Source organism: Devosia sp. J20-27 (assembly GCF_055808595.1).
This window is the reverse complement of the sequence record NZ_CM147875.1, coordinates 3,045,694-3,061,135: the sequence shown is the minus strand read 5'-3', so window position 1 is coordinate 3,061,135 and position 15,442 is coordinate 3,045,694. Positions and strand designations below refer to the sequence as shown.

17 protein-coding genes and 1 tRNA gene are annotated in these 15,442 nt (G+C 64.8%); 10 read left to right on the top strand and 8 right to left on the bottom strand.

Annotated features, from left to right (window positions below):
* Positions 1-6 precede the first annotated feature (6 nt).
* From AC0L4C_RS15120 to AC0L4C_RS15105, 4 genes are all read left to right on the top strand, one after another.
* A tRNA-Leu gene (locus AC0L4C_RS15120) sits at positions 7-91 on the top strand.
* Positions 92-162: 71 nt separating this feature from the next.
* Positions 163-1,542 (top strand): trigger factor, encoded by a 1,380-nt coding sequence (gene tig, locus AC0L4C_RS15115; protein ID WP_473400506.1) that lies wholly within the window; start codon positions 163-165, stop codon positions 1,540-1,542.
* 134 nt (positions 1,543-1,676) lie between these two features.
* The gene (locus AC0L4C_RS15110; RefSeq protein ID WP_473400505.1) at positions 1,677-2,090 is read left to right on the top strand and encodes a GFA family protein; all 414 of its coding nucleotides are present in this window, start codon (positions 1,677-1,679) and stop codon (positions 2,088-2,090) included.
* A gap of 69 nt (positions 2,091-2,159) precedes the next feature.
* Positions 2,160-3,617, top strand: a complete 1,458-nt coding sequence (locus AC0L4C_RS15105) for an NAD(P)H-hydrate dehydratase (protein ID WP_473400503.1) — start codon at positions 2,160-2,162, stop codon at positions 3,615-3,617.
* Positions 3,618-3,620: 3 nt separating this feature from the next.
* On the opposite strand, the gene AC0L4C_RS15100 is transcribed toward AC0L4C_RS15105, so the two are convergent.
* Entirely contained in the window at positions 3,621-3,977 is a 357-nt protein-coding gene (locus AC0L4C_RS15100; RefSeq protein WP_473400502.1) for a hypothetical protein, read from the bottom strand.
* A gap of 73 nt (positions 3,978-4,050) precedes the next feature.
* Positions 4,051-5,310, bottom strand: coding sequence for a cytochrome P450 (locus tag AC0L4C_RS15095; protein WP_473400501.1), 1,260 nt, complete (start codon positions 5,308-5,310; stop codon positions 4,051-4,053).
* A gap of 152 nt (positions 5,311-5,462) precedes the next feature.
* Between AC0L4C_RS15095 and AC0L4C_RS15090 the strand changes: the two genes are divergently transcribed.
* Positions 5,463-5,696, top strand: a complete 234-nt coding sequence (locus tag AC0L4C_RS15090) for a hypothetical protein (RefSeq protein ID WP_473400500.1) — start codon at positions 5,463-5,465, stop codon at positions 5,694-5,696.
* Here the strand turns inward: AC0L4C_RS15090 and AC0L4C_RS15085 are convergent.
* Together AC0L4C_RS15085 and AC0L4C_RS15080 are read right to left on the bottom strand one after the other, a co-directional pair.
* On the bottom strand, positions 5,693-6,034 hold the full coding sequence (locus AC0L4C_RS15085) for a type II toxin-antitoxin system PemK/MazF family toxin (RefSeq protein WP_473400499.1): 342 nt from the start codon (positions 6,032-6,034) through the stop codon (positions 5,693-5,695). The two genes, AC0L4C_RS15090 and AC0L4C_RS15085, sit on opposite strands and share 4 nt — an antisense overlap.
* Complete coding sequence (locus AC0L4C_RS15080; protein WP_473400498.1) at positions 6,021-6,236, bottom strand: AbrB/MazE/SpoVT family DNA-binding domain-containing protein; 216 nt, start codon at positions 6,234-6,236, stop codon at positions 6,021-6,023. Before AC0L4C_RS15080 ends, AC0L4C_RS15085 begins: the two co-directional genes overlap by 14 nt.
* A 213-nt stretch (positions 6,237-6,449) precedes the next feature.
* On the opposite strand from AC0L4C_RS15080, the gene AC0L4C_RS15075 reads away from it, so the two are divergent.
* The 3 genes from AC0L4C_RS15075 to AC0L4C_RS15065 all read left to right on the top strand — a co-directional run bounded on the left by AC0L4C_RS15075 (position 6,450) and on the right by AC0L4C_RS15065 (position 9,440).
* Positions 6,450-7,076, top strand: coding sequence for an ATP-dependent Clp protease proteolytic subunit (locus AC0L4C_RS15075; protein WP_473400497.1), 627 nt, complete (start codon positions 6,450-6,452; stop codon positions 7,074-7,076).
* A gap of 171 nt (positions 7,077-7,247) precedes the next feature.
* Positions 7,248-8,525, top strand: a complete 1,278-nt coding sequence (gene clpX, locus AC0L4C_RS15070) for an ATP-dependent Clp protease ATP-binding subunit ClpX (RefSeq protein ID WP_473400496.1) — start codon at positions 7,248-7,250, stop codon at positions 8,523-8,525.
* A gap of 72 nt (positions 8,526-8,597) precedes the next feature.
* Positions 8,598-9,440 (top strand): patatin-like phospholipase family protein, encoded by an 843-nt coding sequence (locus AC0L4C_RS15065; RefSeq protein WP_473400495.1) that lies wholly within the window; start codon positions 8,598-8,600, stop codon positions 9,438-9,440.
* Between the two features lie 12 nt (positions 9,441-9,452).
* On the opposite strand, the gene rocF is transcribed toward AC0L4C_RS15065, so the two are convergent.
* On the bottom strand, positions 9,453-10,376 hold the full coding sequence (gene rocF, locus AC0L4C_RS15060) for an arginase (RefSeq protein ID WP_473400494.1): 924 nt from the start codon (positions 10,374-10,376) through the stop codon (positions 9,453-9,455).
* A gap of 120 nt (positions 10,377-10,496) precedes the next feature.
* Between rocF and cysK the strand changes: the two genes are divergently transcribed.
* Entirely contained in the window at positions 10,497-11,561 is a 1,065-nt protein-coding gene (gene cysK / locus AC0L4C_RS15055; protein WP_473400493.1) for a cysteine synthase A, read from the top strand.
* Here cysK and AC0L4C_RS15050 read toward each other — a convergent pair.
* Positions 11,558-12,643, bottom strand: coding sequence for a citrate synthase/methylcitrate synthase (locus tag AC0L4C_RS15050; RefSeq protein WP_473400492.1), 1,086 nt, complete (start codon positions 12,641-12,643; stop codon positions 11,558-11,560). The genes cysK and AC0L4C_RS15050 overlap by 4 nt on opposite strands.
* A gap of 81 nt (positions 12,644-12,724) precedes the next feature.
* Between AC0L4C_RS15050 and AC0L4C_RS15045 the strand changes: the two genes are divergently transcribed.
* A complete protein-coding gene (locus AC0L4C_RS15045; RefSeq protein WP_473403529.1) occupies positions 12,725-13,858 on the top strand; it encodes a citrate synthase in 1,134 nt (377 codons plus the stop codon).
* Here AC0L4C_RS15045 and AC0L4C_RS15040 read toward each other — a convergent pair.
* Both AC0L4C_RS15040 and AC0L4C_RS15035 read right to left on the bottom strand, forming a co-directional pair.
* Complete coding sequence (locus AC0L4C_RS15040; RefSeq protein WP_473400491.1) at positions 13,842-14,723, bottom strand: ATP-grasp domain-containing protein; 882 nt, start codon at positions 14,721-14,723, stop codon at positions 13,842-13,844. The genes AC0L4C_RS15045 and AC0L4C_RS15040 overlap by 17 nt on opposite strands.
* Entirely contained in the window at positions 14,716-15,351 is a 636-nt protein-coding gene (locus tag AC0L4C_RS15035; protein ID WP_473400490.1) for a hypothetical protein, read from the bottom strand. The genes AC0L4C_RS15040 and AC0L4C_RS15035 overlap by 8 nt, the downstream gene beginning before the upstream one ends.
* Positions 15,352-15,442 lie beyond the last annotated feature (91 nt).

The following is a 15,442-nucleotide window of genomic DNA, read 5'->3' as shown; positions in this document are numbered from 1 at the left end:
GCCTTTGCGGGTGTGGCGGAACTGGTAGACGCACTGGATTTAGGTTCCAGCGCCGCAAGGCGTGGAGGTTCGAGCCCTCTCACCCGCACCAGACGCTTGCAAGTGTGAGCGGTGCGCAAGAAACCTCGGCCAAACGAGACAAACGAGAACGGGACGTACCGAATGCAGGTCACAGAAACCCTCAATGAGGGCCTCAAGCGCAAACTCGCCGTGGTCATCCCGGCGTCGGACCTCAACCAGCGCCTCGACGAGCGCCTGGTCGAACTCAAGGACAAGGCCAACATCAAGGGCTTCCGTCCCGGCAAGGTGCCGATGACGCATCTCAAGAAGGTCTATGGCCGCTCGGCCATGTCCGAAGTGATGAGCGATGCCATCAACGCCACAGTGGGCAAGGCCCTCGACGAGCGTTCCGAGCGCGCTGCCACGCAGCCCAAGATCGACCTGCCGGACGACCAGCAGACGATCAACAAGGTGCTCGAGGGCGAGTCGGACCTGTCTTTCGACGTCAGCTATGAAATCCTGCCGCCGGTGGTGCTGATGGACCTCAAGTCCGTCAAGCTGGAAAAGCCGGTGGTCGAGCTCGAGGAATCCGAAGTCGACGCGGAAGTCGGCAGCGTTTTCGCGCAGCAGCGCGGCTTCGAGGACAAGGGCGACGAAGGCGTCGTCGAGAACGGCGACCGTCTCGGCCTGTCCTTCAAGGGCACCATCGACGGCAAGGAATTTGCCGGCGGCAGCGCCGACCACGCCCACCTCACCGTGGGTTCGGGCGAATTCATCCCGGGCTTTGAAGAGCAGCTGATCGGCGTCAAGAAGGGCGGCACCAAGACCGTGTCCGTGACCTTCCCGGACGACTATGCCCAGAAGGACCTGCAGGGCAAGAAGGCCGAGTTCGAAGTCACCGTGCTGCATGTCGACGGCCCCAAGGCCGGCGAATTGAACGACGACTTCGCCAAGTCGCTCGGCCTCGACAGCGTCGAGAAGCTGCGTGAAGCCGTGCGTGAGCAGATGGTTGCGGCGCTGGATTCGATGAGCCGCCAGGCCGTCAAGCGCCAGATCCTCGATGCACTCGATGAAGGCCACAAGTTCGACGTCCCGGCCGATCTGGTCGACGCCGAGTTCCAGAGCATCTGGCAGCGGGTCGAGCACGAGGTGCAGAGCCATGGCCGTTCCTTCGAGGACGAAGGCACGACCGAGGAAGCCGCCCGCGAGCAGTATCGCAAGATCGCCGAGCGCCGCGTGCGCCTTGGCCTGGTGGTTGCCGAGATCGGCAACGTCAACAAGATCGACGTGACCGAGGAAGAGCACCAGCAGGCGCTGATCGCCGAAGTGCGTCGCTTCCAGGGTCAGGAACAGCAGGTCTACGACTATTACCGCAAGAACCCGCAGGCCCTCGCCGGGCTGCGTGCGCCGGTGTTCGAGAACAAGGTCGTCGACTTTGTGCGCGAACTGGCGACCTCCGAGGACAAGAAGATGACCCGCGCCGAACTGGCCAAGATCATCGCCGCCGACGAGGACGAGGTTCCGGAAGAGCATCACCACTGAGTGAGCTTTTCTGACCGGATCAGGGCCGCCCCTCGGGGCGGCCCTTTTTTGTTTGGGCTCGGCCCGGCTGCGCCGGTTGACAGGTCCGGCGTGCGCAGGCAGTCGATACCGCGACACAGAACCGGGCGGAAAAGATGACAGATACCCAGCACCCACATACCGGCTCCTGCCTCTGCGGCGCCGTGCGCTTCGAGATTTCGGGCACGTTCACGCGCTTTTTCCTCTGCCACTGCAGTCGCTGCCGGAAGGGCACCGGTTCGGCCCATGCGTCAAACCTCTTTGCCGACGACGCCGAACTCCACTGGCTCTCCGGCGAGGATCAGGTGCGGGTCTTCTCGGTAGAGGGGACGCGCCATTCGCGGAGCTTTTGCGCCACCTGCGGCTCGCCGCTGCCGCTGGCGCTGCCCGGCGGTCGCGTCAAGGTGCCGGCCGGCAGCCTCGAAAGCGGCGTGGAGATGCGGCCCGCCGCGCACATCTTCATCGGCTCGCGCGCGGACTGGGACAGCCAGCTTGAGGACGTGCCCTGTTTCGAAAACGGCCCGGGCTGAGGTCCGCCGCGCGGCAATACCGGCGCCTGATGCTTCCGGCGCCGGTCGAACCGCGCTAAAGTCCTCTGCATGCACGAACTTCTGACGCCTCAGGAAATGTCCCGCGCCGACCAGCTGGCCGTGGACGCCGGAATCGCCTCGCTGGAGCTGATGGAGGCGGCGGGCACCGCCGTGGCCGATGCGATTGTCGGCGCCTTCGAGAAGGTGGAGACCCTCGTTTTCTGCGGTCCGGGCAATAATGGCGGCGACGGCTTCGTGGTCGCCCGGCTGCTGCGCGACCGGGGCTGGACGGTGCGGCTGGCGCTCTTCGGCGATCCTGCAAAGCTCAAGGGCGATGCCGCTGCCATGGCCGGAAAATGGACCGGGCAGGTGGCCGAGGCGACGCCCGAGCAGATCGGCGACGCCGAACTGATCATCGATGCCCTGTTGGGGGCAGGACTGGATCGCGATGTCGAGGGCAAGCTGCAGTCGCTGATCGAAGCGGTCAATGCAGCGGGCCGGCAGGTTGTCGCCATCGATGTGCCCAGCGGGCTCGACGGGGCGACGGGACAGGTCCGCGGCGTGGCCATCAAGGCGCAGCAGACCGTCACCTTCTTTCGCAAGAAACCCGGGCATCTGCTGCAGCCGGGCAGGGCGCTCTGTGGTGACCTGACGCTGTCCGACATAGGAATTCCGTCCGCCGTCCTCGCAACCATCGCCCCCGCCTTGTGGGAAAACGGACCAGCGCTCTGGAGCATTCCAAAGCCGTCGACGGAGGGGCACAAGTTCGACCGCGGCCATGTGCTGGTGGTATCGGGCAGCCCGCTGCAGACCGGGGCATCGCGCCTGTCGGCCACCGCGGCGCTGCGGTCCGGGGCGGGGCTGGTGACGCTGACGGGCAGCCAGCAGTCGCTGCTGGTCCATGCCAACCACGTGACGGCGATCATGCTCAAGCCGGCCGAGGGGGCGGCCAGCCTGTCGCTGCTGATCGATCAGCACAAGGTCAGGGCCGTGGTCATCGGCCCCGCGGCAGGCATCGGCGAGGCCAGCCGGTCCAATGTACTGGCCATCCTCGAGTCCGGCGCGGCCGCCGTGCTCGACGCCGATGCGCTCTCGAGCTTCAGGGACGACCCGGAGACGCTTTTCGAGGCCGTCAAGGCGCAGCCGCGGCCGGTGGTGATGACCCCGCATGGCGGCGAGTTCAAGCGGCTCTTCGGCGAGGTCGCCGGCTCGAAAGTCGATCAGGCACGGACCGCTGCGTCGCGCTCCGGCGCCATCGTCATTTTCAAGGGCAGCGATACGGTGATTGCCGCGCCGGACGGCCGCGCGGCAATCAATGCCAATGCGCCGGCCTGGCTCGGGACGGCCGGCGCCGGGGATGTGCTGGCTGGACTGGTGGCCGGCTTTCTTGCCCAGACAATGGACGGGGCCAAGGCGGCAGCCGCCGGCGTCTGGGTGCACGGCGCTGCAGCCGCAGCGTTCGGCGGCCCCGGCATGACGGCAGAGGATCTGCCTGATCTGGTGCCCAGGGTGCTGCGCGACCTCTAGGCGCTACTGGGCTGTAGCGGGTTCGGCCAGTTCTGGAAGGCCCGAGTGCTTCTCGTAGAGCTTGAGGCCGAGTTCGGTGATTTCGAGCAGCACCAGATGCAGGGCGTCGCTGACGCCCGCCAGTTGCGATGCGGCCTCGGGGCTTTTCTGGGCAATTTCGTCGACGGTCTCGCGAAAGGCAGCAACGTCGGCGTAGATCTCGTTGGCAGTCTCCTCCAGCGCCACCAGCTGGTCGACCTCGGCCTTGTCGTCGCGCATGCGGCCGACAAGTTGCTTCAGGCGGGTCGCCTCGGCGCGCCAGCGATCGATGTTTTCGGCGAAGTGATGCAGGCGTTTGGCGATTTCTGCGTTGCTGCTCATGGCGACACCTCCTGGTGGCACTTGAACGGACATGGGCCCGGTTTCGATGCATCACGAAGCCGTATGGCGCGTTTTACCTCCAGGCGACCTGCAGACTGTCGAGGCCATGGAAGTGGTACACGTCCTTGTAATGCGGCGTGGCTGAGAGTCGCAGCCCTGGCAGGCGGGCGAACAGCGTCTGCATCGCCACCTGCATTTCCAGCCGAGCCAGCGGCGCACCGATGCAGAAATGAATGCCGGCACCGAAGCTGACATTGGCGCCATCGTTGCGGAAGGGATCAAAGCGCCCGGCGTCCTGGAAGCGCACCGGGTCGCGGTTGGCCGCGCCCAGCATGAGGCCGATGACATCTCCCTTGCGCAGCGACACGCCGCCGTCCAGCTCGATATCGGTCAGCGCATAGCGCGTGAACATGTGCAGCGGCGCGTCGAAGCGGAGGCACTCTTCCACCGTGGCCTCGGTCTGCTGGTCGCTGCCGAACAGGACTTCGGGATCCAGCCCGCTTTCCAGAATGGCCTTCACGCCGTTGCCGGTGGTGTGCACGGTAGCCTCGTGCCCGGCGTTGAGCAGCAGGATGGCGGTCGAAATGACCTCGCCCTCCGAGAGGCGCTCGCCGTCGATCTCGGCGGTCAGCATATGGGTGAGAAGGTCGGCCTTCGGAGCCTTGCGCCGTTCGGCAATGACGCTCTTGAGGTAATCCGTGAAGGCGACTGCAGCGGCATTGGCGTCGAGTTCGGTCGCCTCGCTGACGCCGAACATGTACATGGCGACCATGCGGTTGGACCACGCCAGCAACTGGGTTGCCATCTCGGCCGGCAGGCCGATCATCTCGGCAATGACAACCGCCGGAACCGGCGCGGCGAAGGCCTTGAGCAGCTCGACCTCGCCATCGGCTTCGAAACCATCGATCAGTTCGTTCGCAAGCCTGGCGATCCGCGGCCGCAATTGCTCGACATGGCGGGACACGAAGGCCCGATTGACCAATGTCCTGAGCCGGGTGTGGGCCGGCGGCTCCAGATTGAGCAGCGAGTACTTTTCGGTGAGGTCGAAGTCGGCGGTATGCGGTTTCGGCTCGGGCATGCCGAGTTCCTCGCGCGTGGCCACATGCAGGATGTCCCTGCCGAAGCGCTTGTCGCGGAGCAGGGCGCTGACATCCTTGAAACCGGCAAAGCACCAGTGGCCGTACTCTTCCCAGAAGAAGACCGGGTGACTGGCGTGCTGCTGGTCATAGAAGCTGTAAGGGTTCTGGTAGAAGGCCGGATCGCCGGGGCGGGCGGAGGCTTTGCGGACGTCGGGAACGCCGGTGACCGGCTTGAGCTGGAGGATGGCGGCCATGGACTTTTCGAAGGGGTTGCGGACGCGCAAGTCTAGGGTTTCGCCGGGCCGATGCAATCGCTGCAAAGGTCCGCGGTTGAAGAAAGGGCCTTGCGGTGCCGCAAAACTAGGCTAGGGAAAGCGCCAATGAAAAGCCGAACCGGAGCCTGCCCGTGAGCGACCTTACCCTTTCCGAAGCCATGGACAACGTCTACGCCTCGCTGAAGGCCGACAACCACGAGCTCGACCTGCACATTGCCGCTCTGAAGTCGGCCATGCTGCGCGAGGGTGCCAAGGAGGCCGTGTTCGAGCACTCGAAGCTGGCCCAGAACAACCGCCAGGGCCGCAAGCTGATGCAGTCCTACTTCCGCAAGAAGGGCGTCGCCGTCACTTTCGCGGCGAGCTAGAGTCCGAGAACCAGCCGCAGTTCTGCGTCAACGGCAGCCAGCACATGCTCGGGCACGACACCAATCTGGCGCGCAGAGCCCGCGTCGATGGTGGCGATCTTTCGCGTCCGCACAACGGAATCGGCGCGAAGACCGGTCAGCAGGACATTGGACGGGATGGCGACATCGCCTGGCCAGGGGTTGTTCTGTGCACTGGTGATCATCAGCGCCCAGTAGAGCTGTTCGTTATCCCCGACTCCGCCGTCCGATACGATCAGCGCCGGGCGCCTTTCGCGAACTTGTAGCTCGACATAGGGAAATGGCACGGCAATGACTGCGCCGCGCCTAAAGATCGGCATAGGCCGTGCGGTCCTGTTCGCTGTTCCACTCGTCGAACATCGCAAATGGGTCGTCCACCACTGGTGCTGCGGCTTTGCTCAGCACCACGCGACCATTTTCGATGACATAGGCGATCTCGTCGCCTTCCCGGAGGCCAAGTGCGGTCCGTACGGCGTGCGGGATGGTGGTCTGTGCCTTGCTGCTGAGCTTGCTGGTGATCATGCCCGAATGTAAGGAAATTCCTTACTTGCCACAAGTCCTGCGACCCGCCCGTTGCCCTCCCCATCTAGGTAGCTGTTTACCAGCCTATCAAGCAGCCATCTTGGGCCGGTTGATTGCCGTCACAGTGCCGCCTATGTCTGCCTTTACCGCCCGTTAAGGCGGCATCCGCTGCAATCGGCCCGACGCTGATTCGAATCCTTGCAAGGGACCCCAATGAGAGATCCGGTTGATACCTACATGAATATGCTCGTGCCCATGGTGGTCGAGCAGACCAACCGTGGCGAGCGTGCCTATGACATCTACTCGCGCCTGCTCAAGGAGCGCATCATCTTCGTAACCGGCGTGGTCGAGGACAACATGGCGGCGCTGATCTGCGCGCAGCTGCTGTTCCTCGAGTCGGAAAACCCGAAGAAGGAAATCAGCCTCTACATCAATTCGCCCGGTGGCGTGGTGACGTCGGGTCTGTCGATCTACGACACCATGCAGTTCATCCGCCCGGCCGTGGCGACGCTGGTGATGGGGCAGGCGGCCTCGATGGGCTCGCTGCTGCTGACGGCCGGCGAAGCCGGCATGCGCGGCTCGCTGCCCAACAGCCGCGTCATGGTGCACCAGCCCTCCGGTGGCTACCAGGGCCAGGTGACCGACATCATGATTCACGCCCGTGAATCGGAGAACCTCAAGCGCCGCCTGAACGAAATCTACGTCAAGCACAGTGGCCGCAGCTACGACGAGATCGAGAACCTGCTCGAGCGCGACCGCTTCCTCAGCCCCGAGGAAGCCAAGGAACTCGGCCTGATCGACAGCGTCTTCGAGAAGCGCGCCATCCCCGAGGCTTCGTGAGCATTTTAGGCATTAACGCCAACTCAAATGGACACGGGAGTGTGACACTCCCGTAATTGCGGCGAGTCGGGCTGGCCTTTAAGGTCGGTCCGACTTACATTTTCTTTAGGTGTCGTGCGTTAGCGTGATTGCTAGCGTGGTTTTGGGAGGTAGCCTCCCGGGAGTGACAGGATGTCCAAGGACAATACCAGCGGCGAATCCTCGAAGAACACGCTCTACTGTTCTTTCTGTGGGAAGTCGCAGCACGAGGTGAGGAAACTCATCGCCGGCCCGACGGTGTTCATCTGCGATGAATGCGTCGAACTCTGCATGGACATCATCCGCGAGGAAAACAAAACCTCGATGGTCAAATCCAGCGACGGCGTTCCGACGCCTGCAGATATCTGCAAGATCCTGGATGATTATGTCATCGGCCAGTACCGCGCCAAGCGCGTGCTGTCGGTGGCCGTCCACAATCACTACAAGCGTCTGCATCACGCGACCAAGAACCAGGATGTCGAGCTTTCCAAGTCGAACATCCTGCTGATCGGCCCGACCGGTACCGGCAAGACCCTGCTCGCGCAGACCCTTGCCCGCATCCTCGACGTGCCGTTCACGATGGCCGATGCGACCACGCTGACCGAAGCCGGCTATGTCGGCGAGGACGTGGAAAACATCATCCTCAAGCTGTTGCAGGCCGCCGACTACAATGTCGAGAAGGCCCAGCGCGGCATCGTCTATATCGACGAAGTCGACAAGATCAGCCGCAAGTCGGACAACCCCTCGATCACCCGTGACGTTTCGGGCGAGGGCGTGCAGCAGGCTCTGCTCAAGATCATGGAAGGCACCGTTGCCTCCGTGCCGCCGCAGGGCGGGCGCAAGCATCCGCAGCAGGAATTCCTGCAGGTCGATACCACCAATATCCTCTTTATCTGCGGCGGTGCGTTCGCGGGTCTGGAGCGGATCATCTCGGCTCGCTCCGAGGGCTCGGGCATCGGCTTTGCTGCCGTCGTCAAGGACCCCAAGGATCGCCGCGTCGGCGACATCCTGCGCGAAGTCGCGCCGGAAGATCTGGTCCGTTTCGGCCTGATCCCCGAGTTCATCGGCCGTCTGCCGGTTCTGGCGACGCTCGAGGATCTCGATGAGGCGGCGCTGATCCAGATCCTGACCGAGCCCAAGAACGCCCTGGTACGCCAGTATCAGCGCCTGTTCTCGATGGAAGAGGTCGAACTGACCTTCCACGAGGATGCGCTGCTGGCGATTGCCAAGCATGCCATCGAGCGCAAGACCGGCGCCCGCGGCCTGCGCTCGATCATGGAAGGCATCCTGCTCGATACCATGTACGACCTGCCGTCGCTGGAAGGCGTCGAGGAAGTCGTGATCAGCGAGGAAGTCGTCAACGGCAAGGACGCGCGCCCGCTCTATATCTACGCCGAGCGCAAGAAGGAAGACGCGCCCGCCAGCGCCTGATGCCGGCGACGCAGTGACATCTGAAAGGCCCTGCCGCACCCGGTGGGGCCTTTCTGCTTTGGGGACGGGATCATGCGGATCGGGGTAGCATTGGGCAGCGGCGCAGCGCGCGGACTGGCCCATATCGCCTATATCGAAGCCATGGACGAACTCGGCCTGCGCCCGGCTGCGGTAGCCGGCGCGTCGATCGGCGCGCTGATCGGCGCCGGCTGGGCCAACGGCATGACGGGTGCGGAGCTGCGCGAGCATGCCTACCATGTACTGGGCAGCGTGCAGCAGATCGCCAGCACCTTCTGGACCCGCAACCCGCTGAATCTGCAACGGCTGTTCGCCAACGGCCTGTCACTGCAGCCCGACGCGGTGGAAGTCACTAACACGTTCCTGCCCATAGACTTCCCGGCCGATTTCGACGATCTCAAAATTCCCTTCAAGGCCGTCGCCACCGACTATCATGCGTGGCAGGAGGTGGTATTCGAGTCCGGCCCGCTGGCGCCGGCCATTGCCGCCTCGATGGCCATTCCCAGCCTCTTCCGCCCGGTGCTGATCGGTGGCCGCTATCACATCGATGGCGGCGTCACGAACCCGCTACCGGTCAACCGCCTCAATGGGCTCTGCGATCTGGTGATCGGTATCGACGTTCAACGGTTTCCCGACCTGACGCTGACGCCGACCGAACCTACCATCATGGATGCGGCGATCACCGCCACAGAAATCATGTCGCAGCGCCTCGTCGATGCCGCCGTCAGCCAGATGCGCCCCAACCTGCTGGTGCGGGCGGAAGTTGGCTCGTTCGCTGCGCTGGAGTTCTGGCGCGTCCGCGAAATCGTCGAGAGCGCAGCGACCGCAAAGGACGACTTCAAGCGCGCCATTGAGGGCGCCATCGCCGTCTGGCGCCTCGAACACCGGGGGCAATAGCCCCCGACGACTTCAGCGACGCCGGCCCATAATCTTGCGGCCGAACAGGCTGGCCGCCAGGTCGACCAGCAGCAGGGCGCTCTTGCCGGCATGATCGAGGAAGGGGTTGAGCTCGACAATATCGAGCGAACCGACGATCTGCGCGTCGTTCAGCATCTCCATGACCAGATGCGCCTCGCGATAGGTCAAGCCGCCGGGCACCACCGTGCCCACTGCCGGAGCAATTGCAGGGTCCAGCGCGTCGACGTCGAGGCTGAGATGCAGATGCCCGCCAACAGCCTCGACCTCTTCGATGAGGCGCCGGATGGGTGCCGTCGCGCCTTCTTCGTCGATCATACGCATATCGATGACATTGATGCCGCGCGCCTCGAGCAGGGCCCGCTCGCCCCCGTCGATCGAGCGGGCGCCGAACAGGGTGACCTTGGCCGGGTCGACTTCGCCACGCCAGGCCCCGCCGAAGGCGTCGTCGAACTCGTCCTCGCCGCACAGCAGCGCCAAGGCCATGCCGTGCAGGTTGCCCGATGGCGAGATCTCCGGCGTGTTGAAATCGCCGTGCGCATCGAACCAGAGGACAAACAGCTCCTGATCGCGCTCGGCGCACCAGCGCGCCACCGCCGATACCGAGCCCATCGAGATCGAATGGTCGCCGCCCATGAAGATCGGCAGGCCGCCGGAGCGGAGGATGTCGAGGCCGGTATCGCTGGCGTGCCTGGCGACAGTCAGGATTTCGGCCCGGCGTCGCTCCGGTCTGGGGCCGCTTTCCTCCGGCCGGAAATCCCCGCGGTCGACGACCGTGTGCCCCAGCGACTCGAGCGTCTCTGCCAGTTCGGCAATCCGCAGCGCTTCCGGACCCATCGTGGCGCCCCGAGTCGCCGCGCCGGCATCGGTCGCCAGCCCCAGCAATTCGATCCGCTTTGCCGTCGTTGCGTCGACCATGGCGCTATCTCCCGTTACGACCTTGGTAGCAGGCGCATGGGCGCACGCCAATTGCCGGAGGGGGTTCCACCGCCCGTGCGCCCGGCGTAGTCTCCGCCCACGCAAACGAGGGAGGCTGCCATGGGCCACAAATATCAGAACATTCTCGAGACAGTCGGCAACACACCTGTCGTCCGGATCAACAAGCTCGGTCCCAAGGGCGTCAATCTCTACGTCAAGGTTGAAGCCTTCAATCCGCTGGGCTCGGTCAAGGACCGCCTGGCGCTCGGCGTCATCGAGGCGGCCGAAAAGGCCGGCACGCTCAAGCCCGGGCAGACGGTTGTCGAAGCCACGTCGGGCAATACCGGCATCGGCCTCGCCATGGTCTGCGCCGCCAAGGGTTATCCGCTGGTGCTGGTGATGGCCGAGAGCTTCTCGGTCGAACGCCGCAAGCTGATGCGTTTCCTGGGCGCCAAGGTGGTGCTCACCCCGGCTGCGGCCCGTGCCGGCGGCATGGTGACCAAGGCCGAGGAACTGGCCAAGGCCAATGGCTGGTTCCAGACCCGCCAGTTCGAGAACGAGGCCAATCCCGAGACGCATTCGCGCACCACGGCGCGGGAAATCCTCAACGATTTCGAGGGCGAATTGCTCGACTATTTCGTGACCGGTTTCGGCACCGGCGGCACCCTGACGGGCGTCGGCCGCGTCCTGCGCAATGAAAGCCCCAACACCAAGATCATCGTCGGCGAGCCCGATGGCGCGCCCATGCTGCTCAGCGGCGAGGAACAGGCGCGGCGCGAGGACGGTGCCCCCACCGCCAGCCACGCGGCGTGGAAGCCGCATCCGTTCCAGGGCTGGAGCCCTGACTTCATTCCGCGGATCACCGGCCTCGCCCAGAGCGAGGGGCTGATCGACGAGATCATCACCGTCGCCGGGCCGGAATCGATGAAGTGCAGCATGGACCTGGCCCAGAAGGAGGGCATCTTCGTCGGCATTACCTCCGGCGGCACCTTCGCAACGGCGCTCAAGGTCGCCGAAAAGGCAGCGCCGGGCAGCAACATTCTCTGCATGCTGCCCGACACCGGCGAACGCTACCTGTCGACCCCGCTGTTTGCCGATGTTCCGGCAGACATGACCGAGGAAGAGACGAAGATCTCGATGTCGACGCCGTTCGGCCAGTTGCCGCCCAAGCCTGCAGCAGCCTAGGCAGCTGCCTGCGGCGCCGGGCCGACATAGCGTGACTTGGGACGGATCAGGCGGCTACCGGCTGCCTGTTCCTTCGCATGCGCAATCCAGCCGCCGACCCGGCCCATGGCGAACACCGCCGTGAAGGTGTGGCGCGGAAAGCCGAGCGCTTCGAGCAGTAGCGCCGTGTAGAATTCGACATTGGTCTGCAGTGCCCGGTCGGGCTTGTGGCGCCTGAGGGCGGCAAGCGCTGCCGTCTCGACGTCGGCCGCCAGCGCCATCCGCTCTGCGTTGACGGGTGTGGACGCCTTGAGCCGGCCGATCGCCGCACCAAGCGCGTCGGCCCGCGGATCGCGCACCCGATAGATGCGATGCCCGAACCCCATCAGCCGGCGGCCGTTCGCCAGTTCGCTTTCGATCCAGGGAGCAGCATTCTCCGCCGTGCCGATCGCGTCGAGCATGTCCAGCACCGGGCCGGGTGCGCCGCCATGCAGCGGACCCTTGAGGGCACCCAGCGCTGCCAGCACCGCCGACGTCAGGCCCGCCTGCGTCGAGGCAACGACCCGAGCGGCAAATGTTGACGCATTGAGGCCGTGATCAATCACCGTGACCAGATAGCTGTCGAGCGCCGCGGCCTGTGCCGGGAGCGGAACCGCGCCCGATAGCATGCGAAGAACATCGACGGCGTGGCTATTGCCGGCATCCGGCGCGATCGGCTGCTGGCCGGACTGCAGCCGCAGACAGGCGGCGAGACAGACGCCCGGTGCCGCCGCGAGGCGCAGTGCGCTGCCCAGGTCCGTGCCGTCCGGCAGATGCGCCATCAGTGCGCGGACGGCGTCGAAGGCATCGAGCCGCGAAACGGCGGCAAACTGCGGCGACAGCTCGGCAAACACCGATACGCGGGCTGCCGCCAGCGACGGCACCAGGTCGTCTGGCAGGTCGGGAAACAGGCCCTCCCACAGCAACATCAACGTCGCCTCATAGCTCATCCGGCCGGCGATGGCACCGAGCGGCAGGCCGCGGATCACCAGCTGCCCGGCGAGGCCATCAACATCCGAGAGCGCCGTCTCCGCCGCGATTACGTTTTCCAGTCCATCAGTCATTTGCGTCACCTCTGTGGTTGCAGTTGACAATAGGAGGCGTAAGATTGACGTCAATCTTGACCGAATTTATCAATGTGAGGGATTATGTGGTTGACGGCGACTGAAGCTTTGGCGCGTCTGGGCAGCAAGCCGCAGACGCTCTATGCAAATGTCAGCCGCGGTCGCATCACCGCCAAGCCCGACCCGCAGGATAGCCGCCGCAGTCTCTATAGCGTCGAGGACGTGGACCGCCTGGCAAAGCGATCGCGGGGGCGGCGCAGTTCCAGGGTGATAGCCGAGGAAACGGTGAAGTGGGGGGAGCCGGTGCTGCCCTCGGCGCTCTCCACCATTATCGGCGGCAGGCTCTATTATCGCGGCAAGGACGCCGTGGAACTCTCGCGCACGGCGCGACTGGAAAATATCGCGACCCTTCTCTGGGATGGCGACTGGCACGGACCGCACGAGACTGCGGCCACCGAGGCTGGCGGCATTCCTGCGGCTTTCACGGCACTGGCCATAAGGGCCAGCCATGACGTGCCGACCTATGGCCGCTCCGAAGAGGTGCTGCGGCCAGAGGCGGGCTCGATCCTCATGACGGTTGCGGGCGCGCTCACCGGTCCGCAGACCGGCTCGCTGCACGGCCGGCTGGCCAACCTGTGGGGGCTGCCGGAGGCCAAGGATTTCATCCGCCGCGCCCTGGTGCTGCTGGCCGACCACGAACTCAATTCGTCGACCTTTGCCGCGCGCGTGTCGATCTCCACTGGCACGACCCTGGCGGCCGGAACGCTGGCCGGCCTCGCCACATTGAGCGGCCCGCTGCATGGGGACGCATCGCGACCGCTGTTCAGCCTCGTCGATCGCTCCGAAAGTATCGGCGCTGCCAAGGCCGTGCGCGAGTGGCTGGGGCAGGGCCGTCCCATCCCGGCGTTCAACCACCGGCTCTACCCCGGTGGCGACGTCCGGGCGATCGAACTGCTGTCGCTGATGGAAATGCCGCGCGCCTATGGCGACCTGCGCCGGGCGGTCGAGGAGATCACCGGCAACAAGCCCAACATCGACTTCGCCCTGGCAGTCCTGACGGCCAATTACGGCATGCCGCGCGATGCGCCGCTGACGCTTTTCGCTCTGGCGCGGACCGTGGGCTGGCTGGCGCATATGCTCGAGCAGATCAGCTCGGGGCAGCGCGTCCGCCCGCGGGCCCGCTATGTCGGCCCCTCCATCAGTGCCGAGCTGTGAGAACTTCGACCATCTTCCGCGCCATCACGCCGCCGGTGGTCCGGTCATAGCCGACGAACATCGGTCCATTGTTCAACTCGAGGAACGTGAGCTCGCCGTTGGCAGCGGTCTTGAGGTCGATGGCGCCAAAATCGCAGCGGACGGCATCAGTCAGGGCGATGAGCTTTTTCGGCATGCCCTCCGGTAGCGCAGCCAGGGGCAGGGGCACGATCTCGCAATTGCCGTCGAGACGCGAGTCGACGGTGCGCGAGCGGATGTCGAAGACGTAGAGGCTGTCGCCAATCCGATACACCCGTCGTTCGGGATAGGAGAGTTCCGGCTGGACGATGGCCGGTGCAGCAAGGCGCGCCGAGCGTGATCCGCTCTTTGCCAGTGCATCTTTCAACTGCATCACGTAGCTGCCGCCGGCCACAGGCTTGGCGATCCATCCACCGTGGCTGTCGGGCAGGTGGACCTCGCCATTGGTGATGACCGTCTCCGGAACCGCAAAGCCGTGCCGAGCCGCGAGACCCAGCATGGCGGCCTTGCTGGCGGTTTGCGCGTCGATGCTGCGGTTGAACATCTTGAGCTCCCGGCTCAATCCGTAACCAATCAGTGACGCATGCCAGGCCGAGACGGCCCCCGCCAGCATCGGATCGGGATTGGCGAGCGTTGCAAACACGTCGTGGCGGCAGAACAGCGCCTGGCAGTCGAGCCGGGCGCCATCGACCAGCAGCGCGCCGTCGAGGTGCCAGCAGAAATCGGGCGGACGGTCCGGATCAATCAGGACGGTACGATACTCGACACCAAGCGCCGCTGCCGCCTCAGCCAGCCAGACCAGATTGGGGTCTGCGCTGCCGCCGGCGACGAGCAGGCCATCATCCACGCCGGAACCCGAAGAACGGCGAGGTGTGGATCAGCATGTCGTTGATGGAAACCTTGTCCTCGCCGGGGAAGGTCTGGCCGCCAACGGTCACATCGGTGATCGGGTTCTTTTCGAACGAGAACGGACCGCTCTCGCCGCCGTGCGTGGCCATGGTCTCGAGCGGCCACTTCTCGCCGGGCGGAAACTTCTCCCCCCAGGGCAGCTTTTCTCCCCACGGCAGCTTTTCTTGCGGGAGTTTCGGGAACATATCCTCTTCGCCCAGCGCCAATGTCGTCAGCCGGGACGCTGGCTCGGGCGGGTGCCCGGTCGTCGGCGCACTGTCGAGCAGTTGGGTGGTAACCCCGCTGCGCGAATGGATGGCGACGCCGACGATTTTCTCGACGTCCTCGGTGATGATGAAGTCGGTGGAGACCGTGGTAACCAGCTGGATGACGATGCCTTCGGGCGGCGTCCCGACCATATCGAGATCGAGAATGCCGTCGTCGGACAACTTGGTTTCCAGCGGCCTCAGTTCAATGTTTCGCCAGCCCGGCGTTCCGACCTGGCCCGACACCAGCACGATGATCGATGGCGGACTGGATTTCTGCAGCATCAGCTGCACCGAACTGATCGACAACACACTGGCCATGACACATCCCTCCACAGTTGCGGCACAGGCTGCTTGTTGCGTGCAGTGTCCAACCTCCGGGTTGTCAGGGACAGTAGGGAGGACTACCAAG

Excerpts from the sequence above, each read along its gene's own strand:
- AC0L4C_RS15075 (WP_473400497.1), top strand. The coding sequence starts at position 6,450 with ATGAGAGATCCGGTTGATACCTACATGAATATGCTCGTGCCCATGGTG.
- AC0L4C_RS15050 (WP_473400492.1), bottom strand. The coding sequence starts at position 12,643 with ATGACTGATGGACTGGAAAACGTAATCGCGGCGGAGACGGCGCTCTCG.
- rocF (WP_473400494.1), bottom strand. The coding sequence starts at position 10,376 with ATGGTCGACGCAACGACGGCAAAGCGGATCGAATTGCTGGGGCTGGCG.
- AC0L4C_RS15080 (WP_473400498.1), bottom strand. The coding sequence starts at position 6,236 with ATGATCACCAGCAAGCTCAGCAGCAAGGCACAGACCACCATCCCGCAC.
- AC0L4C_RS15035 (WP_473400490.1), bottom strand. The coding sequence starts at position 15,351 with ATGGCCAGTGTGTTGTCGATCAGTTCGGTGCAGCTGATGCTGCAGAAA.
- AC0L4C_RS15110 (WP_473400505.1), top strand. The coding sequence starts at position 1,677 with ATGACAGATACCCAGCACCCACATACCGGCTCCTGCCTCTGCGGCGCC.
- AC0L4C_RS15095 (WP_473400501.1), bottom strand. The coding sequence starts at position 5,310 with ATGGCCGCCATCCTCCAGCTCAAGCCGGTCACCGGCGTTCCCGACGTC.
- clpX (WP_473400496.1), top strand. The coding sequence starts at position 7,248 with ATGTCCAAGGACAATACCAGCGGCGAATCCTCGAAGAACACGCTCTAC.
- AC0L4C_RS15085 (WP_473400499.1), bottom strand. The coding sequence starts at position 6,034 with ATGCCGATCTTTAGGCGCGGCGCAGTCATTGCCGTGCCATTTCCCTAT.
- tig (WP_473400506.1), top strand. The coding sequence starts at position 163 with ATGCAGGTCACAGAAACCCTCAATGAGGGCCTCAAGCGCAAACTCGCC.
- cysK (WP_473400493.1), top strand. The coding sequence starts at position 10,497 with ATGGGCCACAAATATCAGAACATTCTCGAGACAGTCGGCAACACACCT.
- AC0L4C_RS15105 (WP_473400503.1), top strand. The coding sequence starts at position 2,160 with ATGCACGAACTTCTGACGCCTCAGGAAATGTCCCGCGCCGACCAGCTG.
- AC0L4C_RS15065 (WP_473400495.1), top strand. The coding sequence starts at position 8,598 with ATGCGGATCGGGGTAGCATTGGGCAGCGGCGCAGCGCGCGGACTGGCC.
- AC0L4C_RS15100 (WP_473400502.1), bottom strand. The coding sequence starts at position 3,977 with ATGAGCAGCAACGCAGAAATCGCCAAACGCCTGCATCACTTCGCCGAA.